Genomic DNA, 26,322 nt, shown 5'->3' with positions numbered 1-26,322 from the left:
GGCGTATTGATGTGATCCAACATGGCCGGAGCCCTCCGATCCCTCTCATCCCTCTCAGCAGGAACGCTCTCCTCCAGCCTCGCCGCCCCGACCACCCCCAGGTACAGGCCGAACGTCCCCACCAGGGCCCGACCGGGCCCCTCCACGACGGGACCACCCCTCCCACCTGTGCGAACATGCATCCGATCTTCACCCCCTGGGCCCCGCCCAGCCGAAACTCCCCGGAGAGCCCATGCGCCGTGCCGTCCCCCTCCTCGCGACCGCCGCCACACTGCTCGGCGCCGGTTGCACGGGCCCCTCGGACGGCGCCGCCCCAAAGCCCACCCCGTCCGACGACCACGGACCGGTGGTGAAAGCAGCGGTGGCGGCAACTCGCGCCACCACAGCCAAGATCAACGAAAAGATAGAGCTGACCGACACGGCGAAGGCCACGACCCACACACTCACCATCACCGGCAACTTCGACCTGGCGGCCGACAAGGGCCGCCTGGCGGTAGACCTCCCGGGCGGCGCCATCAGCCACCTGGACGAGATCTTCGCCGACGGCAAGGTCTACGTACGCGGCTTCGACCGCCTGCCGGACACCTGGGCCTCAATAGCCCGCGACAAGGCCGAGGCCCACTACCTCCTCCGCGCCCCGCTGAACGACCCGGAGCACGTACTCCAGCAGGTAGCCGCGATGACCCGCATCTCAAAGCACTCCACGCAGCAGGTCAACGGAACCCCCGCGACCCGCTACCGCGGCAAACTGGACCACGCCACCCTCACCAGCCGCCTGGCCGAGCCCACCCGCACCAAGGCCGCCGACCAACGCGAAGCACTGGGCACCGACATCCCCGCCTTCGCGGACGCCTGGATCGACCCCAAGGGCCGAGTGGTCCGCACCCGCCTCACCTTCCACGGCGGCGGCGCCTCCGTCACGGCCACCATGACCCTCTCCGACCTCGGCAAGCCGGTGAAGGTTGCTGCCCCACCCTCCCCCGAGGTGGTCCCGGTGACCTCGACTACGGGCGTACTCCCGGGCTGAGTCACTCTTGGAACGTGGCCGACGCCGCTAACGGCGGCAGACCAGGACACCGCCGAGGCAGTGGATCTCGAACGCCCCATGCCGGTCGATGTGTTCGTCCAAGATGGTGCGGGCCCGTTCGATCGTCGCCCCGAAGGGCACGTCGTGCTGGTCCGCCCATGCCTGGTACGAGGCCATGTGCGCGATCACGGGTTCGGGGTCGCGGACGGTGATGGTGCCGGGCAGGTCGATCGTGTCGACGCGCCTGAACTCCTCGCCGAGGAAGCCGGGCGCCTTTTCCAGGGAGAATCGGGCGCTGAGCGAGATCCGTGCCGGGCCGCGGCTGGTGCCGAGGACGTCACCGGCCGCGCGCACCCACAACTCGTCCAGTTCCGCCTTGTCGCGGTCGCTGTTGGTGGAGGCAACCAGCAAGCCACCCGCAGTGACGACGCGGGACAGCTCGCGTACCGCCTGGGCAATGTCTGAGGCGTGGTAGAGCATGTGCATCGCCAGAGCGGCATCGACACTCGCCGACGCCAGCGGAAGCCGAGCCACATCCGCCACCGCGACGGCACCGGGCACGTCGGCGAGGATGCCCGGCGCGATGTCGAGGCCCAGAAGGTCCAGATCGGGCCGTTTCTGGCGCAGCCGCTGGATGAACTTGCCGTTCCCGCAGCCGACATCGACGACGCGTCCGCGTACCGAGCTGAGGTGCTCGGTGACGATGCCGGGCAGATCGTGGCGAGGCGTCTGCCAATTGTAGAGGGACTGCCGGGCGGCGAGGTGCCGGTCACCGTTGTAGGCGCTCCCGGCAAGGCGGTCGCGGTCGGTCACGGCGGCGTCGTGGGCGGCGGAGAGGTCGGTCACGTCGGCAGCTCCGGAAGGCGGGCGGCGGGAGGGGCCGCGAGGACGGCCGTGTGCTGGATGCGCTCGCGCAGTTGGGACACCTGCGCGGCTCCACCGTACTGCCGCCCGCCCAGGTCCCGTCCGAGGTCGACCAGCCTCCGCACGATGCTCGCCGATACGCGCTCCACAGGCGCCTCAAGAACGAAGCCGACCATCGCCGTGGTGCCGTCGATGTCGTCCAGGAGCATGTGGCCACGGGCGAGGTCGAGGTGGGCCGCGAAGATGTCGCCGACCGACTGGTCGTCGGCCTCCGCGCTGCGGTAGAGCCGGATCGCCGTGTCCGCGCTGGCGATGGCCTGCTGGACGTGGGCGCGGCCGCCGATGGCCAGGTGCGTCGTCCCGGCGTACGCGAACTGCTTGGCGGCCGGGAAGGTGAAGACTCCCGGTGCGTCGTCGTTCCTGGGCATCCCCTCGCGGGAGCGTTCCGCGTCCGCCAGGGCGATTACGGCGCCCGCCTCGTCACCTGCTATCGCGAGGGAACGCGCCTCCAGGCTCGCGAGGCGGGCGCCAATGCTTCCTCCCGCACGGTGGTGGCGCCCCGCCTGAGCGAGCCGGGCCGCCTGCTCATAGCGCCCAGTCCAGTAGGCGATCAGGGACTCCACCGCCCGCACCCAGGCCAGCATCCCCTCGTGCCCGGCCGCCTCCGCGCACGCACGCGCCGTACGGGCATGGGTGGCCGCCGAGTCGTAGTGCCCCAGATCCAGGCAGACGTGGGCGCACAGCCCGCACAGCCGGGATGCGGAGACGTACAAGTCACTGGTCTGCCGAGGCCGTTGGCGCCCGCGCAGCAGGCCGAAGACGCCATCCCGCAGGTGCTTGATCTCGACGTACAGCTCCAGCAGAGGGTGGCTGACGTACGAGCGCGCGAGTCGCGCCACATCGGCCTCCAGCTGCTCGACGACCAGTTCGTCGGCGTTGCGGTGCGCGATGAACCTGGCGAACTCGGCCGACGACGAGGCGTCCGCTGATACGGCGCCGACTACGGGCCGCTCGGCCGGACTCGGAGCCGCCGAGCCGTCTGAGCCCTCCGCACCGTCCTGGCTGCCACGGCCCCGCTTAGTGATCGCGGCAGCACGGTCGAGGACCCCGACCTCCACGGCGAAGACCAGGGCCAAGTGGATTCTGGTGTACGGGACCGGGATGCGCATCTCGCGCTCGTAGCGTCCGATCTCCTTGCCGGTCATGGCCGCACGGCCCTCGCGGGTGTTGTACTCGTCGGCGACCTTCTGCTGGCTCCAGCCGCGTCCCTTGCGCAGGCCGAGGAGCAAGGCACCGATACCCGTGTCGCCCATCCCGACTCCCCGGAGCATGTGGATCGATCCTGGCCCCCATAGTGGCCCCCTGCATGGCCCCCATGCTGGCTCCCGACCCAAACGAGCGACGGCGATTTGCTGTTGGACATGCCCAGCAGACCACGCAATGAGCCGGGACGGCCGAGTCGGATCAGGCCGCAGCCACCGCGACACAGCGCACGATGCTCTTCGCCCGGCGCAAGCTCAGCGCACGCGCCGCCCGCGAGTTCGTCGCCGACACCGTTACCCAGTGGGGCTGCCACGAACGCCTTGACGACGTCCGACTCTGCACATCAGAACTCGTGACGAACGCCCTGCTGCACGGGACGTCCGCCGCCGAGGTGATCCTCGTACGCATCGAACTCCACGACACCCAGTTGCTCGTCGAGGTCCACGACAAGGGCGACGGCACCCCCAAGCAGCGCAACGCCCAGTCCACCTGCGACGACGGCCGCGGGCTGGTCCTGGTCTCCGCCATCGCCGATGACTGGGGCAGCTCAGCCCGCCAAGGTCCCGGCAAACGCGTCTGGGCGTCCTTCCAGGTCCCGGCGGTGACCACATGCTGATCCCCACCCGCGCCAACGAGGCGCGCACGCTGTCCGCCGGGCTGATCGCCTCCCTGGCCACCGCCACCTGGCTCGACACCGACCCGACCGGCGCGACCCTGTGCTGTCTGCTCCTCGTGCCGCAGCTACCTCGCCGCGCGTACGAGACACCCGTGATCACCGAGCAGCGCATGCGCACCGTCGCGACCTCACTCGGCCTCGGCCCAGCCACAGCACCGCCACCCGACATCGGGCCGCGCCTGAGCCCGCTCAGCTCCGCTGACGTCGCCCTGCGCTTCGACGGAACCCCGTACCGCAAGCGCGTACCCGCAGGCAGGCCGTGGACGCTACTCCTCAGCCAGCGCACACCAGCCGCCCTCGTTCTGGGCCTCGACGCGCTCTCGCGCGCCGCCGCACCCGCCGAGATCGACGCCTACCCCGACCACGCCACACACCAGCAGCGGCTCCTCTTCGGTCACACCCGGACCGAATGAACTGCACCCCGACACAAGGGAATCCGCCGTGACAGCGCACCCCGTCTCACCGAACACCGTGCTTGCCAACGCCCTCCACCACGCCGAGGACGTCCTCACCCCGCGCATCCTGGCCGAACCACCCGAGAAGATCGTGCTGGTCGTCGGCACCCAGATCAACGGCGCCCCACACATTGGCACCTCTCTCGTTCAGTCCCTCGCCTTCGCCATGGCCGCCCGCCTCCGAAGCCGCTTCGGCCTGCCCGCGGAAGTCCTCTTCAGCGCCCTCGACAACGCGCCATACGACCTGACCACCGACCCGGTGACCGGTCACCGCTACCAGCGCGCCTACGCCCAGGCGCTCGGCGAACAGGCCCTCACCGACCTCGTCGCCGCCCTGTACGAGCCCCTTTTCACCGCGCTGTCCCGACGCTTGGGCATCCCGTACCGAGCCGAGACGTACACCCAGCAGCAGGCCGACGAGCACTACCGCCGCACCTGGTTACGGGTCCTGCCCCGCCTCGACGCGGCCCGCTGGTGGCTCGCCCCCTCGACGGGCACCCCACACATCCGCGTCCCGTGCCCGCACCGCCATTGCGGCTGGGCCGAGAAGCACGCCGAGCGTACCCAGGTCCGCCCTACCGGCAAGGACGCCGCCACGATCAGCGCTGTCTGCCTCCGCCACGGCCGCTACGAGGCGACCGTCACGCCCACTACGGGCGCGTACCTGGACCTGGCCACCCTGTACCGCAACCTCGTCAAGGAACTCGCCCTGGCCAGCCCACGCGGCACGCTCCACGTCATGGTCAAGGGCGGCGACTGGGTCTTCGGCGCCCACCTCGTGGACGAGGCACTCCAGGCCGTGGGCCTCGCCCGCGCCCAGCTCCCCGCCCGCCTGTTCTGCCCCCAGATCGTCACCGACACCGGAGCGAAGCTGTCCAAGTCCCTGATACGCGAAGGCCACGCGCCCTTGCCCGACGGCGCCGCCGACTGGATGCTCGACACTCGGCAGTGGCCCGGCTCGCAGGCCCAGTACGCCGACCAACTGCTCGCCCTGACCGAGACCCTGCTGTCCGACCCCCGCCACTTCTTCCGCTCGTACTCGGCCGCCGAGATCGGCCGCATGATGACGACACCAGCACCCAGGAGCGTCCCCGCCCCATGACCGACACCACCGCCCGCGCCCGCGAACTCAACCTCTACCGCAAGTACTTCGACCTCGTAGCCGCGGGCACCAAGACCATTGAGGTACGGGTCAAGTACCCGCATCTGGAAGACCTCGCCGCAGGCGACACCATTCGCTTCCGCATCAAGGGCACCGACGAGACCTGCGACGTCCGTGTCCTGCGCGTCACCGCGTACGAGACGTTCGAGGCCCTCCTCGACGGCGAGGGCCCAGCCAACGTGAACCCCAGCGCGAGCCACGACGAGCAGCTAGCCAACATCCGCTCCATCTACGGCCCCGAGAAGGAAGCACTTGGGGCACTCGCCATCGAGATCAAACTCCTCGTGCCGTAACCAGTGCCGTTCGCTGCACCGCCACTTCGCCAGTCAAACGGTACGCATGCGGAGTCTCGTGACCGCACCGCCTTGTGTCTCCTCGAAAGAGCCAGCGACCACTTCTACCCCGCTCGTAGGGTGAGATCTCAAACGACACGTGAGCTCCCTCGACGAGGAACCCAAGTGACCATAGGCAGCAATCAGGGCCAGAGACGAACTACTCCCCAGGCCGGCGGGAGCCGCAACAGTTCGGGGCAACCGCGGTGGGCATGGTGGGTCGTCGGCATTGTCATCCCGGTCATCGGGATTCTCGTCACTCTGCTCGCCAGTGGGTCCGGTGATTCGCCCACCGAGGCTCGTGGAGACACGCCATCGACGCGCAGAGACTCCGCTTCAGGAAGTCAGCAAGCGCCGAACCCAAAGCAGTCGCCGAAGATCATGTTTGGGCCGGAAGAGTTTGCAGTTGAGGTGAGCCCCTACGGATCGAACCTAGAGCTGGACTCCGCCAAGCCCATGGCGCTGTCTTCGGGCAAGGGGGCGGACCTGTCTGCGACATCAGCCGCTGACGGCAGGGTTGCCAGCACGCGCTTCTTCGCACCACCCGCAGAGCACCGGCTGGCGCCACTCCCGCAGGGATCACCCAAACCCAGTGCGGCGGAGTGCGGCCAAGCCGTGGAGCGGAACTCAACGTACGAGATCGACCGCTTGACCGCAGGACGGCAATTCTGCATGTACACGGACGAAGGGCGTACGGCCTACGTCCGCGTGGTCTCAGCTCCAGCGGCTGGCCGTGTCATCAAGATCGACGTGACTGTCTGGGGGCTGGCTTCCTAATGCTGTCCCAGCGGACCGCGGTAGAGGTCCCACTGACTACCGGGCCAGCCCGAGCAGTCCGCACACAGTCCGCAGGGCACCCGATCAAGACCGTCACGAGCCATCGCCAGCCATTAAGAAATGGCCAGGTCAGCGACCTGTTGCGGCGATTTTCGCAGGTCGCCGACCCTGGCCATTACTACGAGACGAAGAAGGCTGCCGCACTGCACAGAGCCTGGACGAGCCAGCGAGGGCCGCTACCCCGACTATGGGGATAGCGGCCCTCGCAGCGTTCTGACATCACGTCGGAGAATTGGCCGGGCGGTGCACACTCGGTGCACAAGGGGGTGGAAAGCCAGCAGTGACAGTGAGAACTACTGAGAATAGTTTTCGCAGGTCACAGCCTGTTTGCAGGACTTCCGCCCAGGTCGCCCGACCCCGCCCCTTAGATGTCGAAGTACAGCTCGAACTCGTGCGGGTGCGGCCGCAGCTGGATCGGCGCGATCTCGTTCGTGCGCTTGTAGTCGATCCAGGTCTCGATCAGGTCGGAGGTGAAGACGCCGCCGGCCTGCAGGTACTCGTTGTCCGCCTCGAGGGCGTCCAGGACGGCCGGGAGGGAGGTCGGGACCTGCTGGACGTTCGCGTGCTCCTCGGGGGCGAGCTCGTAGAGGTCCTTGTCGATCGGCTCGGCCGGTTCGATCTTGTTCTTGACGCCGTCCAGGCCCGCGAGGAGGAGGGCCGAGAAGGCCAGGTACGGGTTGGAGGACGGGTCGGGGGCGCGGAACTCGACGCGCTTGGCCTTCGGGTTGGAGCCCGTGATCGGGATGCGCATGGCCGCGGAGCGGTTGCGCTGCGAGTAGACCATGTTGACCGGGGCCTCGAAGCCGGGGACCAGGCGGTGGTACGAGTTCACCGTCGGGTTGGTGAAGGCGAGGAGCGACGGGGCGTGCTTGAGGATGCCGCCGATGTAGTAGCGGGCGGTGTCCGAGAGGCCCGCGTAGCCCTGCTCGTCGTAGAAGAGCGGGACGCCACCCTGCCAGAGCGACTGGTGGACGTGCATGCCGGAGCCGTTGTCACCGAAGATCGGCTTGGGCATGAAGGTCGCGGTCTTGCCGTTGCGCCAGGCGACGTTCTTCACGATGTACTTGAAGAGCATCAGGTCGTCTGCGGCGGCCAGCAGCGTGTTGAACTTGTAGTTGATCTCGGCCTGGCCGGCGGTGCCCACCTCGTGGTGCTGGCGCTCGACCTGGAGGCCGTTCTTGTCCAGCTCGAGGGAGATCTCGGCGCGCAGGTCGGCGAAGTGGTCGACCGGCGGGGCCGGGAAGTAGCCGCCCTTGTAGCGGACCTTGTAGCCGCGGTTGTTCTCCTCGGAGCCGGTGTTCCAGGCACCCGCCTCGGAGTCGATGTGGTAGAAGCTCTCGTTCGACGTGGTGTTGAAGCGCACCGAGTCGAAGACGTAGAACTCGGCCTCGGGGCCGAAGTACGCGGTGTCGGCGATGCCGGTCGAGGCGAGGTAGGCCTCGGCCTTCTTCGCGATGTTGCGCGGGTCGCGGCTGTAGGCCTCGCCGGTCACCGGGTCGTGGATGAAGAAGTTGACGTTCAGCGTCTTGTCCCGGCGGAACGGGTCCATACGGGCCGTCGTCAGGTCGGGCACGAGCGCCATGTCGGACTCGTGGATCGCCTGGAAGCCGCGGATCGACGAGCCGTCGAACATCAGCGTCTCGGCTGGGTCGAACGCCGCTGCGGGCACCGTGAAGTGCTGCATCACACCCGGCAGGTCGCAGAAGCGGACGTCGACGAACTTCACGTCCTCGTCTGCGATGAACTTCTTGGCGTCGTCGGCGTTCTGGAACATCCAGCTCCTCCTACTCCCGGTCCGGGGTGGAGCCGGGGATGTGTCGCTCTTGGTGTGGCCAGTGCGGTGGCACACGCTGGACCTGACCATAGGGACGGGCCATTTCTCAAGGATGACCCATTTGTTTCGTCGAAGTTAACCGGCTGAGGGGTGGGCGGCATCTCCAACGGCATCTCCAACGGCGTCCCCCCCGGCGTCCCCCCGGCGTCCCCGCCTCGCTCCGGGACCCCGGGCCCGTAGGCCCAAAGCGGGGCGCAGTACCGTGGACGGGTGGACAACAGGCAAGCAATCGGATCGTGGCTGTCCGGCCCCCGGCAGGCGGCCGAGGACATGGGTGCCGACTTCGGTTATCGGGGCGAACAGCTGGGGCTGCCGGAGAGCGGCCCCGGCGCGATCGCCCCGGTAGGCCGTCGGCTCGGCGCCATCGCCGTCGACTGGGGCCTGTGCATGCTCATCGCATACGGACTCTTCGCACAGGGTGACAGCCAGGCCGCGGGCAACTGGGCACTCGGCGTCTTCCTCGTGCTCCAGGTGCTCACGGTGGGCACCATCGGCTCGACGCCCGGCAAGCGGCTCTTCGGCCTGCGGGTCGTCGGCGAGGACGGGGGGCGCATCAGTTTCGTACGGGCGATCGTCCGGAGCGTACTGCTGTGCCTGGCCATCCCGGCGCTGATCTGGGACCGGGACGGGCGGGGGCTGCACGACCGCATCGGCCGCGCGGTTCAGGTGAGGATCTAGGTTCAGGTGAGGATCTAGCCGCCGCGAACAACAGCGCACATGACGGAGGGGCGCTCGGAACCTTGTCGGTTCCGGGCGCCCCTCCGTCATACGTAGGAAGTGGGAAGAACGGGGAAGGAAACGGGCTCAGCGGCCCTGCGGGCCACCTCGCGGCATCTTCATGCCCTTCGGCATCGGCCCCTTCGGCAGCGGCATATTGCTCAGCAGGTCGCCCATCGCCCGCAGCCGGTCGTTGGTCGACGTGACCTGCGGGCCGGTGAGCGTACGCGGGAGCTTGAGCATCCGGCTGCGGAGCTTCTTCAGCGGGACCTGGCCCTCGTCGTTGCCGACGATGAAGTCATGGACCGGCACATCGGTGACGATGCGCGCCATCTTCTTCTTCTCGGCGGCCAGCAGGCCCTTCACCCGGTTCGGGTTGCCCTCGCCGATCAGTACGATGCCCGCCTTGCCCACGGCGCGGTGCACCACGTCCTGGCTGCGGTTCATGCCCACCGCGGGGGTCGTCGTCCAGCCGCGTCCGATGTTGTCCAGGACGGCGGCAGCCGCACCGGGCTGGCCCTCCATCTGACCGAACGCGGCTCGCTCGGCTCGGCGCCCGAAGATGATCGCCATCGCCAGGAAGGCGAGCAGGAAGCCGAGAATGCCGAGGTAGACCGGGTGCCCGATCAGGAAGCCCACCCCGAGGAGGGCACCGAAGGTGACGATTCCCACAGCGGCGATCACAAGACCGATCTTGGGGTCGGCCTTGCGGGTCATCTTGTACGTGAGGGCAATCTGCTTGAGTCGCCCTGGGTTCGCAGTACTCGCTGCGTTGTCCTTCCTCGCCATGTCGTGAAGTTTACGTCCCCGGCGAGTCGACTACGACGTGCGGGCCGCGCTAACCGCCTCCAGCACCCGCTGAGCCTCCACCCGGTCCTTGGCGCGACGCCGGTCCTCGACCACGGATGTCCAGGCATTGCGGCGGGCGGTGCGGTGGCCGCGGCTCATCAGCAGTGACTCGACGACGCGCAGGGCGTCGGTGACGGACGGGATGGCGGTGGCGCGTACGGGCGCGGCCTGCATGGCGGGGGTCCCCTCTGGACGGCGGTGCGCGGGTGAGCGGCGGTGGTGCGGCGGTGCGGTGACGCTGACGTCGAAGGTGACGCCGACGTCGGAGGTGACGCTGACGCCGAAGTGGTGGGGGTAGCACTCGACGTGAGTACAGCGTCACTGATTGGTGTTACCAGTGCGTGACCGACCGGTCAAACACCCATGAAGCCTTGATGCGGAGCGCGCGAATACTGACGCGGCCCGTACACCGCCCCCGACCTGCGGGGGGTGTACGGGCCACGCCGTATCGGCCATTACTGGCCAGTAGTTACTTGTGCGCGAATTCACACGCACGCTGGGGGATGCGCCGGGAGACGTGCCGGGAGAGTGGCTCAGACCGCCTGCGACGCGACGTACGCGCCGCGCTTCTCGATCGCCATCTGGTAGAGCCGACCCGCGCGGTACGACGAACGCACCAGCGGACCCGACATCACGCCGGAGAAGCCGATCTGCTCGGCCTCCTCCTTGAGCTCCACGAACTCGGCCGGCTTGACCCAGCGCTCGACGGGGTGGTGCCGCGGCGTCGGACGCAGGTACTGGGTGATGGTGATCAGCTCGGTGCCCGCCTCGTGCAGCTGGCGCAGCGCCTCGCTGACCTCTTCGCGGGTCTCGCCCATGCCGAGGATCAGGTTCGACTTGGTGACCAGGCCCGCCTCGCGGGCCTCCGTGATGACCTTCAGGGAGCGCTCGTAGCGGAAGCCGGGGCGGATGCGCTTGAAGATCCGCGGCACCGTCTCGACGTTGTGCCCGAGAACCTCCGGGCGGGACGAGAAGACCTCGGCCAGCTGGTCCGGATCGGCGTTGAAGTCGGGGATGAGGAGCTCGACCTTGGTGTAGCCGTCGGCGCGCTCCGCCGTCATCGCGTGGATCTGGCGCACGGTCTCGGCGTACAGCCAGGCGCCGCCGTCCTCCAGGTCGTCGCGCGCGACGCCGGTGATGGTGGCGTAGTTCAGGTCCATGGTGACCACGGACTCACCGACGCGGCGCGGCTCGTCGCGGTCCAGGGGCTCCGGCTTGCCGGTGTCGATCTGGCAGAAGTCACAGCGCCGGGTGCACTGGTCGCCGCCGATGAGGAAGGTCGCCTCGCGGTCCTCCCAGCATTCGTAGATGTTGGGACAGCCCGCCTCCTGGCACACGGTGTGCAGACCCTCGCTTTTGACGAGCTTCTGCATCTGCGTGTACTCGGGGCCCATCTTCGCCCGGGTCTTGATCCACTCGGGCTTGCGCTCGATGGGGGTCTGGCTGTTCCGGACCTCCAGACGCAGCATCTTGCGTCCGTCGGGTGCGACAGCGGACACGTCCGGCTCCCTACAACTTCGATTCTTCGGCGCCCACCAGGGTACGCCCGTTATTTGTACGGCCCTACGTCCTGCCAACCTCTGGCCCTAGGGTCGCATTCCCCGAGGCGCTACGGCAGGCCAGGGCCCTACACGGCCGCCTCCGCGGCCTCGCGCTCGATCACGCGCGGCTTCTCGATCACGCGCGGCTTGAGGTCGGCGCCCGTCAGCACGTCCCGTAGGTGCCGTTCGATGACCGGTGCCACCTCCTCGATGGTGACGTCCCTGCCGAGCTCGCCCGCGAGCGAGGCGACGCCCGCGTCCCGGATGCCGCAGGGCACGATCCGGTCGAACCAGGTGTTGTCCGGGTTCACGTTCAGTGCGAAGCCATGCATCGTGACGCCCTTGGCGACCCGGATGCCGATGGCGGCCAGCTTGCGGTCCTCGCGGCGCTGCCCGGCGTTGGACGGCGCGTACTCCGGACCGTTCATCCGCGGGTCGAACTCCTCGTCCGTGAGCCGCGGGTCGAAGTCCAGCGAGAGGCCGCCCAGGCGCTGCTCCACCGGGTCGCCCAGGACCCACACTCCGCTGCGCCCCTCGACCCTGCTGGTCTCCACACCGAACTCGGCGCAGGTACGGATCAGGGCGTCCTCAAGGCGGCGTACGTGGGCCACCACGTCCACCGGACGCGGCAGCTTCATGATCGGGTAGCCCACCAGCTGCCCCGGGCCGTGCCAGGTGATCTTGCCGCCGCGGTCCACGTCGATCACCGGGGTGCCGTCCAGCGGGCGCTCGCTGTCCTCGGTGCGCCGCCCCGCCGTATACACCGGCGGGTGCTCAAGGAGGAGGCAGGTGTCCTCGATCTCGTCCGCGAAGCGCGCCGCGTGCACCCGGCGCTGCTCCTGCCACGCTTCCTGGTACTCGACGGCGTCCTGGCCGAAACCCATTCGGACGAATCGCAGCTGACTCACTTCTGGCGCCTCCAGACTCGTGCACCGTGCGCTGATCGCGCGCTCCCAGCCACTGTACGGGGGCTTCGCGAAACGGGCGCCGGGTGCCCCCATGGGGTCCGTCTCACACGATCGGATGAATGCCTCGGGAAGGTCGCGATGAGGCCGGTGAGGGCCGCTACATTCACGCCGTTCGGCGGCAGGACTGAGGGCTGCTCCCGGCGCCCGGAAGGCAGGAGACCGCACAGCTGATGACGGAACGACCCCCGCAGCGCACGCCCAACCGCCAACTCGCCGCGCTGATCGCCGAGGCCGGCTTCTCCAACGCAGGGCTGGCCCGCAGGGTCGACCAGCTCGGCCTGGAGCACGGCCTCGATCTGCGGTACGACAAGACCTCGGTGACCCGGTGGCTGCGCGGGCAGCAGCCGCGCGGTACAACGCCGGCGCTGATCGCCGAGGTCTTCACCCGCAGACTCGGGCGTCGGCTCACGGCACAGGACTTAGGCCTGGACGCCTGCGCACCGGTCTACGCGGGCCTGGAGTTCGCGGCGTCGCCCGAGGAGGCCGTGGACATCGTCGGCGGCCTGTGGCGCAAGGACTCCGGCAGCCACGCCGAGCTGCGGAAGATCGCCTTCACCCCCGCGGGCCTGGTGGTCCCGAGCCGCGACTGGCTGATCGGCCGCGCGGACGAGCGGGTGGGGCGGGGCGAGCCGCCGAGTGGCCTGCGGGTCCCGGCCCAGGGGCGGGCCTCGGTGCCCCGCCAGCGCCAGCAGACCGAGCGCGGCCCCGGTCAGCGGGTCGGCTCCGGGGACATCGCCGCGCTGCGCTCGGTGGGCGAGCTGTTCCGGGCCCTTGACCACGCGTACGGCGGCGGGCACGCGCGCCAGGCCCTGGTCCGCTATCTGGAGCACGAGACCGAGCCGATGCTGCGCGGCCTGTACAGCGAGGCGACCGGGCGGCGGCTCTTCGCGGCGGCCGCCGACCTGACCCGGCTGGCCGGGTGGACCTCGTACGACATCGCGGCCCACGGGCTCGCGCAGCGCTACTTCGTCCAGGCGCTACGCCTCGCGCAGGCGGCGGGGGACCGGGCGTACGGCTCGTACGTCCTGGTCACCATGAGCCGCCAGGCGGTCTATCTGAGCCATGGCCGCGAAGCCGTCCAGCTGGCGCGGGTCGCCCAGCAGGGCGTCGGCTCGGCGGCCCCGCCCGTGATCCAGTCGCTGCTGCACGCCGTCGAGGCGCGTGGGCACGGGGTGCTGGGCGAGGTGCGGGCCTGTACGGCGTCGTTGGTACGGGCCGAGCGCGCGCTGGAGACGTCCCGGCCGGGGGACGAGGTGCCGTACTGGGCCCGGTTCTTCGACGAGGCGCAGCTCGCGGACGACTTCGGGCACTGCCACCGTGACCTCCAGCAGTACCGGGCGGCGGCGCAGCACGCGGAGCGCTCGCTCCAGCTGCGGGCGCCCGCGTACGCCCGCTCACGGCTGTTCTGCCGGGTGGTGCTCGCCTCGGCCCGACTCGGCCTCGGCGAGCTCGACCAGGCCTGCTCACTGGGCGCTGAGGCGGCCCAGCAGGCCGCGGAGATGCGCTCGGCACGGGCGAACGAGTACGTACGCGACTTCGAGCGCCGCCTGGAGCCCTACCGCGACGCGGCGCCGGTGCGCGGGTACCGGGACCGGGTCGCGGCGCTGGGCTGAGCGCGGGACCTCATACCCGTGACGGGATGGTGTTCCCGTGACGGGATGGTGTTCCCGTACCCGTGGGGGAGAGCCTCCACGGGTACGGGAAGTCGTGGGGCCTACGCGGCCGCAGGCATCCGTTCCGCCGCGTGCGGTGCGCTCAGGCCGAAGTCCCGCAGCGCGGCGTGCGCGGCGCGGCGGCCGGAGTACAGGGCGCCCTGCACGGTGCTGGTGTCCCGGTGGTCGCCGCAGACGTACAGGCCCGAGAGCACCCGGACCGGGCGGCGCAGATCGTGCGGCGGCGGCATGGTCGGGACGGCCTCCGGGTCGTGGTGGACGGCGATCAGCTCCCAGTCGGCGGTGGAGGTGCCGTACAGGGCCGCCAGATGGGCGCGTACCTCCGTCTCGGCGGGCGGTGGGCCGAGCACCGTGGAGGAGATCAGGGGGCGGCCCGAGGGGGCGCGCGCCGGGTCGACCTCGCTGATGACCGCGGTGTGCGAGACCGGCCCGCGGCGGTCCGCGTCAAGCAGCAGCGCGGGCTCGGTCAACGGCGGCTCAGGCGCGGTGTGGTGCAGCACCGTCACCGGGTGGAAGGACGGCATCCGCAGCCCGGGCAGCAGCTCGGCGGCCTGCCGGGCGCCGGTCGCCAACAGCACCGCGCGGCAGCGCAGTTCGCCGTGGCCCGCGGTGCGTACCGAGGTGGTGGAGATCTCCACGGCCTTCACGCCGGTGCGTACAGTGCCCGGCGGCAGCGCCGCGGCCAGCAGCGCGGGCAGCGCGTCGGCGCCGCCTGCGGGCAGGCAGAGGCGCCCCCGGGCGAACCCGCGCAGCGCGAGCTCCGCGCACCGGCTGGAGGTGGTGAGCTCCGGGTCGCAGAGCAGCGCGGACAGCAGGGGGCGTACGAAGCCGTCGACGGCGCGGGCCGGCAACCCGCGCGCGGGCAGCGACGCCTGGGCCGCCAGGGACTGCCGGGCGGGCCGTTCGGGCCGGGCCAGCAGGCGCTCCACCGGGGTGGCCGCGAGCCGGGCCAGGAAGGCGCCGAGCCTGGCCTGGTCGAGGGCGCTGCCCAGCGGCGGCCTGGCACTCCGGGGGGCGCTCGCGAGGGCGCGCGCTGCCGAGAGTGCGCCCCTCGCGCTCCTCCCCGCGCCGCCGGGACCGTCGAGACCGCCGCCCGGCTCCCACGTACGGTGCTGACGGCCGTCGCTGTGCACCAGGACGCCCGGCGCGAAGGGCTTCAGGACCAGGGCGTCAAGACCCGGTGTACGGCGCAGTTCCGGGTACGAGGTGGAGAGCAGCTGTCCGATCCGGTCGAGCCGGAACCCGTCGACCGCTTCCGTGGACATCCGCCCCCCGACATACGGGGCGGCCTCCAGGACGAGAGTGGTGACTCCGGCGCTGGTCAGCTGATGGGCCGCCGAAAGACCAGCGACCCCGGAACCCACGATGACGACGTCCGCTTCTTGCGAGGGCTCAAGCACGTGTGCCCCTCCCGAGGTTGCGCGGCTGATGGGAACCTCATGCCCTCAACAGGGGCTAGGAATACCCGAGTTCGCCACGAGGGTAGGGGCGTATCCGATCGGTCGCAGTCGCGCACCGGCCGTGCACGGTCGCACAGCGGTCGCACACGGTCAGTCAAGGGTCCAATACGGTCAGCGCGGCGCCGCGCCGATCGCGTACGTTCAGCGCAGCGCCGCGCCGATCGCGTCGTCGATCGTCGGGAAGGCGAACCGGAATCCGGAGTCCAGCAGCCGGGTCGGCAGCACCCGTTGGCTGCACAGCACATCGCCCGCCATCTCACCGAGCACCAGACGCAGCGCCGGAGCCGGTGCCGTGAAGAGCGTCGGGCGGTGCAGCGCACGCCCCATCGCGGCCGTCACCTCGCGGTTGGTGACCGGGCTCGGGGCCGTCACATTGACCGGTCCTGACAGGTCGTCGGAGGCGAGGAGATGGCGCAGCGCGGCCACCTCGTCGTGCAGCGCCACAAAGCTCCAGTACTGCCGACCGCTGCCGAGCCGCCCGCCGAGCCCCGCCTTGAACAGCGGGAACATCCGCCCCCAGGCGCCGCCCTTGCGGGCCACCACCAGGCCGGAGCGGGCGAAGACGGTCCGTACCCCCGCCTCCACGGCCGCCCCCGCGGCCTCCTCCCACTCCACACACAGCGACGGCAGGAACCCGTCCCCGGCCGGGGCGCTCTCGTCCACCGCGCGCCCCCCAGTGTCGCCGTAGTACCCGATCGCGCTGCCGCACAGAAACACCCGCGGCGGCTCGTCCAGCGCGGCGACGGCCTCCGCCAGCGCGGCGGTGCCCAGCACCCGGCTGTCCCGCAGCTCCCGCTTGTACGCGTCCGTCCAGCGGTGGTTGCCGATCCCCGCCCCGGCCAGGTTCACCACACCCGTGCACCCGGCGAGGCCGCCGGTGTCCACGTAACTCCGCTTGGGGTCCCACTCGACCTCCCGCTCGGCGCGGGCCGCTCTGCGGACCAGCCGCAGCACCTGGTGCCCGTCCGCCTCCAGCGAGCGCACCAGGGCGGAACCGATGAGTCCAGACGCGCCGGCGACGGCGATTCGCGATGCCTGCATGGCCCCATCCTGCCCCGAACACGGCCCGACGGCAGGGGGCGTACGCCCGTACAGTGATCCGTATGTCCGACGCACGTATACGTCCCGCCCGGCACACCGACGAGGCGGCGCTCAGCCGTCTGGACCACGACACCTGGTCCACGCTGCACGCCGTCACAGCGAAACCTGCCGCGTCCGAACCGTTCTTCTCGGAGCGGCACCTGCCCGAACAGGACCTGGTCGCCGAGGCCGAGGACGGCCGGATCGCCGGGTACGTCCGGCTGGTCCCGCCCACCCCGCTCGCCGTCAACGCCCATGTGCGGCAGATCCAGGGCTTCGCCGTCGCCGAGTGGGCCCGCGGGCAGGGCGTCGGCCGCGCGCTGATCAGAGCGGCCTGCGCCGAGGCACGCGGGCGGGGCGCCACCCGCATCACCCTGCGGGTACTCGGACACAACACCCCGGCCAGGAAGCTCTACGAGACGGAGGGCTTCGAGGTCGAGGGCATCCTGCCGGGGGAGTTCCTGATCGAGGGGGTGTACGTGGACGATGTACTGATGGGCCGCTCGCTGTCGTAGCGCACGGTGGCGCGTCACTCCGGCGCGAAGCGGTCCCACAGTTTCGGGTAGTAGCGCGCCAGCGCCGTGTCGTCCTCGAAGTCGATCGGTGTGCCCTCCGGCTCCGGGGGCGCGGGAGCCACCCCCAGATCGGGCGCGACGACCCCGGTGAGCTGCTCGTACGCCTCGTCCGCCGCGTACCCGAGCTCCTCGCCGTCCCCGTCGATCTCCTCGTCGAACTCGTCCAGCAGATCGGCCAGCGAGTCCGGGTCGTGCAGCGCGCCCTCGAAGACCTCCCGGCCCTGTCCGATCAGCCAGCACCGGAAGTAGTCGAAGGCGTCGTCGCTGGCCCCGTCCAGCAGCACCGACGCCGCACCCCACAGGTCCCAGCGGTAGGCGCGGTTGTAGCGGGCCTCGAAGTGGCGGGCGAAGTCGAGTACGGCGTCCGGGTCGAGCCGCAGCAGCCGCTCGACGAGCAGGTCGGCCTGCTCCTCGGGGTCGCCCTGGGCGTCCTCGCGGGTGCTGTCGACGATCTCCCAGAACTCCGTCTCGTCCATCACCGCTCCAGCATCGTCCCTGGAGGTTGCTGACGCACCCGGAGTGCCACTGTTGTTATCGGCTTTCGGCCGACGGACCCTGGGCGGTTCGTCCGGCAATGGCGACAGCGGATGTCGGGTATGGCTGCCAGGCTCGACGTATGACTTCCTCAACAGCGCGGAACAAGCCGCTCAGCGGAAAGATCGCCCTGGTCGCGGGCGCGACGCGCGGCGCGGGCCGGGCCATGGCCGTGGAGCTCGGCCGGGCCGGGGCCACGGTCTACGCGACCGGCCGTACGACCCGGGACCACGTCAGCGAGGTCGGACGGACGACCGAGACCATCGAGGAGACGGCCGAGCTGGTCACGGCGGCAGGAGGCACCGGCATCGGCGTGGCGGTCGACCACCTCGAACCCGACCAGGTACGGGACCTCGTCGAGCGGATCGACCGCGAGCAGGGGCGGCTCGACATCCTGGTCAACGACATCTGGGGCGGCGACGTACACGTCCAGTGGGGCAAGAAGATGTGGGAGCACGACCTCGACAAAGGGCTGCGGGTACTGCGCCTGGGCATCGAGACCCACATCGTCACCAGCCGGTACGCGCTGCCGCTGCTGATCAGGAACCGCGGCGGCCTGGTCGTCGAGGTCACCGACGGCACCGAGGAGTACAACGGCCCCCACTACCGCGAGCCGTTCTACTACGACCTGGCCAAGTACGCGCCGATCCGGATGGCCCGCGGCCTCGCCGAAGAGCTCAAGGAATACGGCTGTACGGTGCTGTGCCTCACGCCCGGCTGGCTGCGCTCGGAGTTCATGCTCGACACCGCCTTCAAGGTGACCGAGGAGAACTGGCAGGACGGCTGCGAGCAGAACCCGCACTTCGCGATCTCGGAGTCCCCCACCTTCGTGGGCCGCGCCCTGGCCGCACTCGCCACCGACCCCGAGGTCGCCCGCTTCAACGGCCAGTCGCTGTCCAGCGGGGGACTCGCCAAGGAGTACGGCTTCACGGACACCGACGGCTCGGCGCCGGACGCGTGGCGATACATCACGGAGGTCGACCAGTCGGCCAAGGAGGCGGATGTGACGGGCTACCGGTAGGGCTTGCGCAGCTTGGCGAGGAAGGCACTGCCGCGGGGCTTGATCGGCGCGCGCCGCGGCGGCCGCCGGAACTCGGGGGCCACCAGGAACACCGCGTCGGCGTTCACCCGGGGAGCGGTGCGCAGCTCGGGAAGCAGGGCAGGGTCGGCTCCGTACATCTCCAGGGCGGCGAGCGCCGCGCGGTGTGCGTGGCCGACCGAGCGTCCGCAGGCGAGGTTGAGGTACAGCGAACGGGAGTAGCCGATCGCGTGGAGGTCGGAGAGCGGGCCGTGGGTCCCGATCACGCAGTCGACCACCTCGGTGAGGGCGTCGGCCAGGTCGGCGGTCCAGCATGCGTTGAGCACGATGAGGACGAGACCGTCCTCGACGTATACGGCGAGGAGCTTCCGCAGCCCGTTGTCGGTTACGGGCGCGTCGCCGCCGTCGTCGGTGAGGAACCGGAGCCCGCCGTCGGGGGAGCCGCGGGCCGAGATGTGCAGCACGGCGGGGACTTCGCGGGCGAGCCGGTCGGGCAGGTCGTAGGCGCGCGCTGCCTGCAAGGGGTCGAGGGTGAAGGCGGTGCTGTACGTGGCGCTGGTGACGCTCTGTTGGATGGCGCGGAACTCGTCGTCGGGGTGAGGGTTTGCGGGGTGCGAGGTGAGGGTGGGNTCTCCGTCAGGGAGATGGCGAGGTTGTTGAGGGACATGGCGAGGTTGGGGAGGTAGGCGGCGGGGTTGGTCTGGGCGAGGGCGCGGTAGGTGTTGGCGGCTTCGTGGGCGGGGTCCAGGGCTGCCTGGCGGTCCCCGGTCTCCGCCAGCCGGATGGCGAAGTTGTTGAGCGCCCCCGCCAACTGAGGCAGATAGACATCCTCGTCGCGCGGTACGAGCCCCCGCAGCACCGTGACGCCCTTCGCCCCCGCCAGCACCGCCTGACCGGCCAGGGCGTACCGCAGATAGAAGTTCGGCCGTGCCCCCGAGCCGTCCCCGTCGTCACCCTCCGGCACCAGATCCGCCAGAGCCCGCATGACCACCAGAGCCGGGTCCTCCACCACCGCGGCCGACACCGTCCGCAAGTGGTTCACGAACTCCTGGTGGTACAGCCGGTACACCGCCTGCACACCATCACTGTCCTCGACCACATACGCGCCACAGGTCTCCAGCAGCCAGTTGATGTCCTCAGACCCATACGTCACCCCCTGGGGCCCGAGCGCGGACGCCACCGCCTCCCATACGCCCCACGCGGGCAGACCCAGCCCCGTACTCCATGCGAGCGCCGTAAGGAGATCGCGGGCACAGCGCGGGAGTTCCTCGCCGTCCCGCGTCCGGGGAGCGGTTTCGGCGATTGCCGCCTCGAAGGCGGCGGCGATCGACGCCGGTACGGCGCTCCGCCAGTCGGCGTCCGCTTCCCGGAGCCGGGGGGCCAACGCGGGCACCGAGAGGCGGGCCAGTAGGAACCCGCCTTCCTTGGCCTTCGCGGCCCGGGCGGCGAGCGTGCCCGCGACCTCCGAAGCCCGCCCCTCACCGACCCCCTCGGCGAGCAGCCGCGACCGTACATACGTGCGGATGTCGTCCTCGGTGTCCGGTTCCGCCCCCAGGTCGACCATCCGGGCCGCCGTGCCGCACAGCCGGGTGAGCGCGTCCAGGAGGTTCTCCTGAGGCTCCATGTGCGGGCGGAACACCCGGTCCCGGGAGCCCAGCAGCACCAAGGCCAGCCCGCTCAGGTCGAACAGGAACTTCTCGATGTTGTCGGGTGACCGTTCGTCCGCGGCCTCGTCCACCCCGTCGAGGACCAGGACATGCGGGGCCACTCCCGACTTCCGCAGCCGTCCCAACTCGCTGATCAGAGCGGCCGGATTGGCGGGCCGTGGCAGTCCCAGCTGGTCGGCGACAGCGACAGCGATTCCCGGGGCGTCCAGGCCCCGCAGATGTACCCGGGCGTCCACCTTCCCCTCGCCCGGGTCGGGGTCGTCCGGGCCGAGCCCGTGCTGCCGCAGACTCTCCTCCCGGTGCCGGGGGCTGGAGAGCGTGGCGATACGGCCGAGCACGGCGGACTTGCCCACGCCCGCCCCGCCCGTCACCAGGAACAGCCCGGGTTTGCCCGCCTCCAGCCACTCGACGATCTCGCCCAGCACCCTTCGGCGCCCGGTGAAGAACCAGCCCTCGTCCTTGTGGTCGGCGCCACGCGCGGCCATGACCAGATGCTCGACCAGATCGGGCTCGTCCTGCTTGCGCCACAGGGGGTTGCGGAAGACGGGGCCGGGCCCGCTGGCGAAGGACAGCGGGCGCTGTGCGGCGTCATCCGGCCACTGGGCCAGCGCGGCCCCGATGACGGTACGGGCGTTGACACCCTGGTTCCGTACGCTCCACTCGTGCTGATAGCCATGGGTGCGGGGCCCGTTGCGCAGCACATCGGTGACCGAGGTGAGGAGCAGCCCGGAGCCGTGGGCCGTCTCCCGCGGCTGGCAGCTCGCGGCGAAGACGAGGGACGAGGAACGGCCCTCGGGCAGGCTGCGGTTCTCCATGGCCCGCACGGCTTCATCCAGCGCGGGGACGGCGGCCTCGCCCGAGTAGCAGGTGTCGATCAGCAGCAGGATGTCATCGGCCCCGCTGCTCAGCGCGGCCTCCGCCAGCAGGGGGAACTCGACGGTCGCGGTCCGGCCGGTGGGCTCCTTCTTGCCGTGGGTGACCAGCCGCAAGTCCTTGCCGACCGCGAGGGCGTGGCCCGACCACACCACGACCGCGGGTCCGTGGTCCCCGGCCGACTCCCGTGCCCCGCGCCAGCTCTCGACCGCGGTCTCCGCGTCGTTCTTGGCGGGGTTCCTGACGACCGTGGGCGTATAGCCGTACGTCGCGAGCGCGGAGCACAGTTCCCGCATCTGCTCATACGCCCCCTCCAGGGGAGGGAACACCTCCGGGTGCTCGTACGAGTCGAGGACGATGCCCAGAACCGTCCCCTGGCCCGCTACCTGCGTGGCTTCCCGGGCCTCAGGCATGTCCGAACTCCTCGGGCTCGACGACCAGGAGCGACGTCACCGCGGTATGCGGTGCCCCACCCACCTCGACCCGGGTGCGATACGCCCCGGCCGCGACCCCGGGGAAGGACGTCGTGTACCGCCCGCCGCCCCGGTTCCGCAGCGTCCTGCGCATCCCCGGCCCCACCGCCCCGGCGGGGACCAGACCGGCGTACACCACACGCTCGTCATGGCGCGGAACACGCTCCGGGATGACGGCGGTGACCTCATACGACGCGCCCGCCGCCACCCCCTCGGGCGCCACCACGCTCAGTGGTACGTCGCCGTCCTCGCCCGCCCGATGCGTCGGCGGCTCGGGGCCCAGCCAGCCCCAGATCGCCTGCCGGACGGCGGGGTTGTTCTGCAGCGAACCGTGCTGTTCCCAGGGCGTGAAGGCGGGCCGCGACCCGTCCTCCGCCGACAGGCGCGGGACCCGGCCGTCGCCGCCCTCGTCCTGCCCGTCGATGGTGGTGCGGGGCACCAGCTCCTCGCCCGCGAACTCGGCGGTGGTGAGCGTGGGCTGGAGTACACCGGACACCGTCAGATACTCCACCAGATGCTCCACAGACCCCGCGTACTCCCCAGACGCCGTGCCCGTGCCCCTGCCCGCGCCCGGTTCACGCAGATCGGCGTGGAACCGCGCGGCGTCCTTGAGGAGTTCCTCGTCGACGCCGGGCAGCCCGGTCAGTTCGCGCGCGTAGAGCAGCCCGCCCGGGGCATCCAGGCAGGCGTAGTCCGGCGTGAGCTGGTGCAGCGAGGGGAGGCTGCGGGCGAAGGCGGTCAGGTCGACGCCGAACGGGCCCCAGCCGTAGCGCAGCCCGTTGACCAGGTGCAGCAGCGCGTCCAGCGAGCCGCGCCGCGGAGTGCCGAGAGTGATGACGCGGCGGGTGGTCTCGGCGCCACCGCACCGCTCCACATAGTGGCGGACCACCAGGCCGCCCATCGAATGGCAGAGGAACACGACCTTGGCGGCTCGGCGCTCCGGCGCGGACTCCCGCCAGCGGGACAGTTCGCGGTCGAGCAGGCTCTTCAGCTGTTCGGCGTTGTACCGGCAGGACAGCCGCCAGTCGTAGGCGAACGGGAACAGATTGGCCGGTTCGTCCCCGGGCGAGCCGCCCGGGCGGGCCCGCAGCGTGAAGTGCTGCTCCAGCCACCGCAGCAGGCCGCTGTAGCCGTCGACGGGATTCCAGATCCCGGGGAGCGCGTGCAGATCGCTGACCAGGCCGGTGGGCCGCACCCCGTCGCCGGGATGCGCGTCGCCGAGCCCGGCGGGCAGGGCCAGGCCCCGCAGGGAGCCGCCGAACGTCCGGATGCCCCGCCAGAGCGCGCCGCCCGACAGGCCCCAGACCTCATGGCCGTCGGCGTCCGTGAGGCGGCTCCCCAGGATGCCCGGCACCACGACCACCAGATCGTCCACCCGTGCTCTGAGCATCGTGCGCACCCCCGTCATTCCCACCGGTTGACCGGTGATCGCGTCAACACCTTGACAGCGTACGAGTGTTGAGGCCCTGCGAGGAGGGAAACGCGGCGGGCGGAGGGTTTGGTTCCAGGGGCTTACCGCCCGGCGTACAGCTCCCGCATCCGGTCGGCCGCCCCGGCGATCCGCTGCCGCAGCTCCACGGGCTCCAGGACCTCCGCCTCCGGGCCCAGAGCGAGCAGCTGGGAGTACGCCACGTCCGGGGCCTCGACGGGCAGGGTGACCGTCAGCCAGCCCCGCTCGTCGGGCCCGTCGGCGGCCTCCAGCGCCTCGCGGGCGGCGGCCGCGTCGGTGACGTACGGCAGATGGCGCGCGCCCGCCTCGGAGACCCGCAGGACGACCTCGGCGCGCAGGATGGAGCGCGCGAACTGGACCGCGCGCTCCTCCCAGAATGCGGGCAGGTCGAAGTCCTCCTCGCGCGCGAAGCGTTCCGCGGTGGCGGAGACGGCGGCGAAGCGGTCGATCCGGTACACCCGAAAGCCGCCAGAGCCGCCAGAGCCGCCAGAGCCGCCGGAGCCCCCCGTACCACCCGAGGTATCCGTCGCCCGGGCGCACAGGTACCAGACCCCCGCCTTCAGGACCAGCCCGTACGGCTCCAACTCCCGCTCCACCTCACCGCCCTGGCGGCGGTACGCGGCGGTGATCCGGCGGTCGTCCCAGACCGCGTCCGCGATCGCGGGCAGCAGCTCCGGGGTCTCCGGGTCCTTGTACCAGGCGGGTGCGTCCAGGTGAAAGCGCTGCGCCGCGTTCTGCGAGGCGTCCTTCAGGGAGGGCAGGAGCGCCGCGGAGACCTTGAGGCGGGCTGCGGACGCCGCGTCCTGGAGGCCCATCTCGCGCAGCGCGCCGGGCAGCCCGGACAGGAACAGGGCCTCCGCCTCGTCACGGCCGAGGCCGGTGAGGCGGGTGCGGTAGCCGCCGATCAGCCGGTAGCCGCCGAGCCGCCCCCGGTCGGCGTAGACCGGGACACCGGCCTCGGACAGCGCCTGGGCATCGCGAGTGATGGTCCGCTCGGACACCTCGAGCTCCCGGGCGAGCTCGGCCGCCGTCATCGAGGGGCGGGCCTGCAGAAGAAGGACCATCTTGATGAGACGGGCAGCACGCATGACCGTATTCTGCCGTGCGCGTTCCCCAACCAGCCGGATACGGTCCTCACTGCTAACGTGCTGTCAAAATCGGTCACGTCACCACAAGTCACATCCCGCCCACGGCACACAAGGCACACAAGGGACACCAAGCAATGCCCAACCAACCCCGCGAACAGTGGGGCACGCGCGCAGGATTCCTGTTGGCCGCGATCGGCTCGGCCATCGGACTCGGCAACATCTGGCGGTTCCCCGCCGTTGCCTACGGGAACGGCGGCGGAGCATTCCTGCTGCCGTATCTGATCGCGCTGCTCACCGCTGGTCTGCCGCTGCTCATCATGGAATACACGATCGGGCGCAAGTACCGGAAATCCCCTCCGGCCGCGTTCCGACGACTGGCCCGTCCGGCCGAGGCGATCGGCTGGTGGCAGGTCGGGATCAGCTTCGTCATCGCCACCTACTACGCCGTCATCCTCGCCTGGGCGGTGCGCTTCGTCGGCTTCTCGGTCGGCCAGCAGTGGGGCGCCGACCCGGAGGGCTTCCTGTTCGGCGACTTCCTGCGGGTGGCCGAGAAGCCCGGCGCGATGTCCGAGTACGTGCCCGGAGTGCTCTGGCCGCTGATCGCCGTCTGGGTCGTCGTGCTGGTCATCCTGGCGTTCGGGGTGCGGCGCGGCATCGAGGCGTCCAACAAGATCTTCATCCCGCTGCTGGTCGTCTTCTTCCTGATCCTGGTCGTCAGGGCCCTCACACTGGACGGCGCCGAGATCGGTCTGGACGCCTTCTTCTCGCCCGACTGGGACTCCCTGACGGACGGCAGTGTCTGGGTCGCGGCCTACGGCCAGATCTTCTTCTCGCTGTCCATCGGCTTCGGCATCATGGTCACCTACGCCTCCTACCTGCGGCGGCGCGCCGACCTCACCGGGTCCGCGCTGGTGGCCGGATTCGCCAACAGCTCCTTCGAGCTGCTGGCCGGTATCGGCGTCTTCGCCACGCTGGGCTTCATGGCCGCCTCCACCGGCGGCGAGATCGGCGACGTCAGCGGCGGCCTGGGGCTGGCCTTCGTCGCCTTCCCGACGATCATCTCCGAGATGCCGGCCGGCGCGTTCTTCGGCGTGCTGTTCTTCGGGTCCCTGGTGATCGCCGGTCTGTCCTCGCTGATCAGCATCGTCCAGGTCGTCGTCTCCGCGGTGCAGGACCGCACCGGCATGAGCCGCCCGGTCGCCGTGTTCGGCGTCGGCGGTGCGGTGGCCGTGGTGTCGATCGTGCTGTTCCCGACGGACACCGGCCTGTACTTCCTCGATTCATCCGACCACTTCATCAACCAGTACGGCATCGCGGTCGCCGCCCTGGCCAGCGTGGTCCTGGTGGCCTGGATGGTGCGCAAGCTGCCGATGCTGCAGCGGGACGCGGACGCCACATCGGCGGTCATGCTCGGCCACTGGTGGAAGATCTGCCTCGGCGTCATCACCCCGCTGGGCCTGGGCTGGATGCTGGTGGACGCGCTGCGCCAGGAGTTCGACGAGAACTACGAGGGCTACTCGACCGGCTTCCTGCTCTCGACGGGCTGGAGCGTCGTCATCGGCACGCTGCTCATCGGCATCCTGATCTCGCTGATCCCCTGGAAGCAGGCCGACAAGGACGCCCAGCTGGACCAGGACGCCCTGAACGAAGGGAAGAGCTGATGTCGACCAGTGCCGTCGTGATGATGGTCGTCTCCATGGTCATCGTGTGGGGCGGTCTGATCGCCGCACTCCTCAAGCTCCGCGGCCACCCGGACGAGCCGGAGCCGGGACCCGAGGGAAGCTGACCTCGCCCCAGAAAGAACCCAGCTGAAAGCAGTACGAAGGGGCCCCGCCCGGAGTGATCTCCGGGCGGGGCCCCTTCGTCGTACTACCTGCGGAGCCGG

The 26,322-nt window shown here is 70.4% G+C and carries 25 protein-coding genes; 11 read left to right on the top strand and 14 right to left on the bottom strand.

Features of this window, described 5'->3' with window-relative positions; all coding sequences use genetic code 11:
- Positions 1–232: 232 nt before the first annotated feature.
- Positions 233–1,027: an LppX_LprAFG lipoprotein gene (locus U9R90_RS26070; RefSeq protein WP_411059111.1), complete on the top strand. Its 795-nt coding sequence runs from the start codon at positions 233–235 to the stop codon at positions 1,025–1,027.
- Positions 1,028–1,054: 27 nt separating this feature from the next.
- On the opposite strand, the gene U9R90_RS26065 is transcribed toward U9R90_RS26070, so the two are convergent.
- Both U9R90_RS26065 and U9R90_RS26060 read right to left on the bottom strand, forming a co-directional pair.
- A complete protein-coding gene (locus U9R90_RS26065; protein WP_411059110.1) occupies positions 1,055–1,873 on the bottom strand; it encodes a class I SAM-dependent methyltransferase in 819 nt (272 codons plus the stop codon).
- Positions 1,870–3,204: an XRE family transcriptional regulator gene (locus U9R90_RS26060; RefSeq protein ID WP_411059109.1), complete on the bottom strand. Its 1,335-nt coding sequence runs from the start codon at positions 3,202–3,204 to the stop codon at positions 1,870–1,872. The genes U9R90_RS26065 and U9R90_RS26060 overlap by 4 nt, the downstream gene beginning before the upstream one ends.
- 182 nt (positions 3,205–3,386) lie before the next feature.
- Here U9R90_RS26060 and U9R90_RS26055 point away from each other — a divergent pair, with 182 nt between their 5' ends.
- From U9R90_RS26055 to U9R90_RS26040, 4 genes are read left to right on the top strand one after another with little or no spacing between them, the layout of a single operon-like run.
- Positions 3,387–3,770, top strand: a complete 384-nt coding sequence (locus U9R90_RS26055) for an ATP-binding protein (protein ID WP_411059108.1) — start codon at positions 3,387–3,389, stop codon at positions 3,768–3,770.
- Positions 3,764–4,243, top strand: coding sequence for a hypothetical protein (locus U9R90_RS26050; protein WP_411059107.1), 480 nt, complete (start codon positions 3,764–3,766; stop codon positions 4,241–4,243). The genes U9R90_RS26055 and U9R90_RS26050 overlap by 7 nt, the downstream gene beginning before the upstream one ends.
- Before the next feature lie 28 nt (positions 4,244–4,271).
- A complete protein-coding gene (locus U9R90_RS26045) occupies positions 4,272–5,387 on the top strand; it encodes a hypothetical protein (RefSeq protein ID WP_411059106.1) in 1,116 nt (371 codons plus the stop codon).
- Entirely contained in the window at positions 5,384–5,740 is a 357-nt protein-coding gene (locus U9R90_RS26040) for an ASCH domain-containing protein (protein WP_411059105.1), read from the top strand. The genes U9R90_RS26045 and U9R90_RS26040 overlap by 4 nt, the downstream gene beginning before the upstream one ends.
- 1,240 nt (positions 5,741–6,980) lie before the next feature.
- On the opposite strand, the gene glnA is transcribed toward U9R90_RS26040, so the two are convergent.
- A complete protein-coding gene (gene glnA, locus U9R90_RS26035) occupies positions 6,981–8,390 on the bottom strand; it encodes a type I glutamate--ammonia ligase (RefSeq protein WP_411059104.1) in 1,410 nt (469 codons plus the stop codon).
- Positions 8,391–8,660: 270 nt separating this feature from the next.
- Between glnA and U9R90_RS26030 the strand changes: the two genes are divergently transcribed.
- Positions 8,661–9,128: an RDD family protein gene (locus U9R90_RS26030; protein ID WP_411059103.1), complete on the top strand. Its 468-nt coding sequence runs from the start codon at positions 8,661–8,663 to the stop codon at positions 9,126–9,128.
- 126 nt (positions 9,129–9,254) lie between these two features.
- On the opposite strand, the gene U9R90_RS26025 is transcribed toward U9R90_RS26030, so the two are convergent.
- The 4 genes from U9R90_RS26025 to lipB form a co-directional block, all read right to left on the bottom strand.
- A complete protein-coding gene (locus U9R90_RS26025; protein ID WP_411059102.1) occupies positions 9,255–9,956 on the bottom strand; it encodes a DUF4191 domain-containing protein in 702 nt (233 codons plus the stop codon).
- 30 nt (positions 9,957–9,986) lie between these two features.
- Positions 9,987–10,190 (bottom strand): hypothetical protein, encoded by a 204-nt coding sequence (locus tag U9R90_RS26020; protein WP_411059101.1) that lies wholly within the window; start codon positions 10,188–10,190, stop codon positions 9,987–9,989.
- 359 nt (positions 10,191–10,549) lie between these two features.
- Positions 10,550–11,515, bottom strand: a complete 966-nt coding sequence (locus U9R90_RS26015) for a lipoyl synthase (protein ID WP_411059100.1) — start codon at positions 11,513–11,515, stop codon at positions 10,550–10,552.
- 128 nt (positions 11,516–11,643) lie between these two features.
- A complete protein-coding gene (lipB, locus tag U9R90_RS26010) occupies positions 11,644–12,465 on the bottom strand; it encodes a lipoyl(octanoyl) transferase LipB (RefSeq protein WP_411059099.1) in 822 nt (273 codons plus the stop codon).
- A 230-nt stretch (positions 12,466–12,695) separates the two neighbouring features.
- On the opposite strand from lipB, the gene U9R90_RS26005 reads away from it, so the two are divergent.
- A complete protein-coding gene (locus U9R90_RS26005; RefSeq protein WP_411059098.1) occupies positions 12,696–14,138 on the top strand; it encodes a regulator in 1,443 nt (480 codons plus the stop codon).
- A 101-nt stretch (positions 14,139–14,239) separates the two neighbouring features.
- On the opposite strand, the gene U9R90_RS26000 is transcribed toward U9R90_RS26005, so the two are convergent.
- Both U9R90_RS26000 and U9R90_RS25995 read right to left on the bottom strand, forming a co-directional pair.
- The gene (locus U9R90_RS26000; RefSeq protein WP_411059097.1) at positions 14,240–15,598 is read right to left on the bottom strand and encodes an NAD(P)/FAD-dependent oxidoreductase; all 1,359 of its coding nucleotides are present in this window, start codon (positions 15,596–15,598) and stop codon (positions 14,240–14,242) included.
- Between the two features lie 201 nt (positions 15,599–15,799).
- Complete coding sequence (locus tag U9R90_RS25995) at positions 15,800–16,699, bottom strand: TIGR01777 family oxidoreductase (protein ID WP_411059096.1); 900 nt, start codon at positions 16,697–16,699, stop codon at positions 15,800–15,802.
- A gap of 62 nt (positions 16,700–16,761) precedes the next feature.
- Between U9R90_RS25995 and U9R90_RS25990 the strand changes: the two genes are divergently transcribed.
- A complete protein-coding gene (locus U9R90_RS25990; protein WP_411059095.1) occupies positions 16,762–17,253 on the top strand; it encodes a GNAT family N-acetyltransferase in 492 nt (163 codons plus the stop codon).
- 14 nt (positions 17,254–17,267) lie between these two features.
- Here U9R90_RS25990 and U9R90_RS25985 read toward each other — a convergent pair whose 3' ends face one another.
- Positions 17,268–17,789 (bottom strand): DUF4240 domain-containing protein, encoded by a 522-nt coding sequence (locus tag U9R90_RS25985; RefSeq protein ID WP_411059094.1) that lies wholly within the window; start codon positions 17,787–17,789, stop codon positions 17,268–17,270.
- 140 nt (positions 17,790–17,929) lie between these two features.
- Here U9R90_RS25985 and U9R90_RS25980 point away from each other — a divergent pair, with 140 nt between their 5' ends.
- The gene (locus tag U9R90_RS25980; RefSeq protein ID WP_411059093.1) at positions 17,930–18,868 is read left to right on the top strand and encodes an SDR family oxidoreductase; all 939 of its coding nucleotides are present in this window, start codon (positions 17,930–17,932) and stop codon (positions 18,866–18,868) included.
- Here U9R90_RS25980 and U9R90_RS25975 read toward each other — a convergent pair.
- The 4 genes from U9R90_RS25975 to U9R90_RS25960 form a co-directional block, all read right to left on the bottom strand.
- The gene (locus tag U9R90_RS25975) at positions 18,859–19,350 is read right to left on the bottom strand and encodes a hypothetical protein (protein WP_411059804.1); all 492 of its coding nucleotides are present in this window, start codon (positions 19,348–19,350) and stop codon (positions 18,859–18,861) included. The two genes, U9R90_RS25980 and U9R90_RS25975, sit on opposite strands and share 10 nt — an antisense overlap.
- On the bottom strand, positions 19,272–21,839 hold the full coding sequence (locus U9R90_RS25970; protein WP_411059092.1) for a caspase family protein: 2,568 nt from the start codon (positions 21,837–21,839) through the stop codon (positions 19,272–19,274). Before U9R90_RS25970 ends, U9R90_RS25975 begins: the two co-directional genes overlap by 79 nt.
- Positions 21,832–23,289 carry a lipase/acyltransferase domain-containing protein gene (locus U9R90_RS25965; protein ID WP_411059091.1) on the bottom strand — a complete coding sequence of 486 codons (1,458 nt, stop codon included), beginning with the start codon at positions 23,287–23,289 and terminating at the stop codon, positions 21,832–21,834. Before U9R90_RS25965 ends, U9R90_RS25970 begins: the two co-directional genes overlap by 8 nt.
- Before the next feature lie 122 nt (positions 23,290–23,411).
- Complete coding sequence (locus tag U9R90_RS25960; protein ID WP_411059090.1) at positions 23,412–24,437, bottom strand: helix-turn-helix transcriptional regulator; 1,026 nt, start codon at positions 24,435–24,437, stop codon at positions 23,412–23,414.
- A gap of 134 nt (positions 24,438–24,571) precedes the next feature.
- Here U9R90_RS25960 and U9R90_RS25955 point away from each other — a divergent pair, with 134 nt between their 5' ends.
- Positions 24,572–26,098, top strand: coding sequence for a sodium-dependent transporter (locus U9R90_RS25955; protein WP_411059089.1), 1,527 nt, complete (start codon positions 24,572–24,574; stop codon positions 26,096–26,098).
- Positions 26,098–26,223, top strand: coding sequence for a methionine/alanine import family NSS transporter small subunit (locus tag U9R90_RS25950; RefSeq protein WP_411059088.1), 126 nt, complete (start codon positions 26,098–26,100; stop codon positions 26,221–26,223). The genes U9R90_RS25955 and U9R90_RS25950 overlap by 1 nt, the downstream gene beginning before the upstream one ends.
- Positions 26,224–26,322: the final 99 nt, after the last annotated feature.

This window comes from Streptomyces sp. E11-3 (assembly GCF_046540415.1).
Taxonomy (GTDB): Bacteria; Actinomycetota; Actinomycetes; order Streptomycetales; family Streptomycetaceae; genus Streptomyces.
Note: the sequence above shows the minus strand (reverse complement) of the source record. Positions and strands in the feature narration are given on the sequence as shown.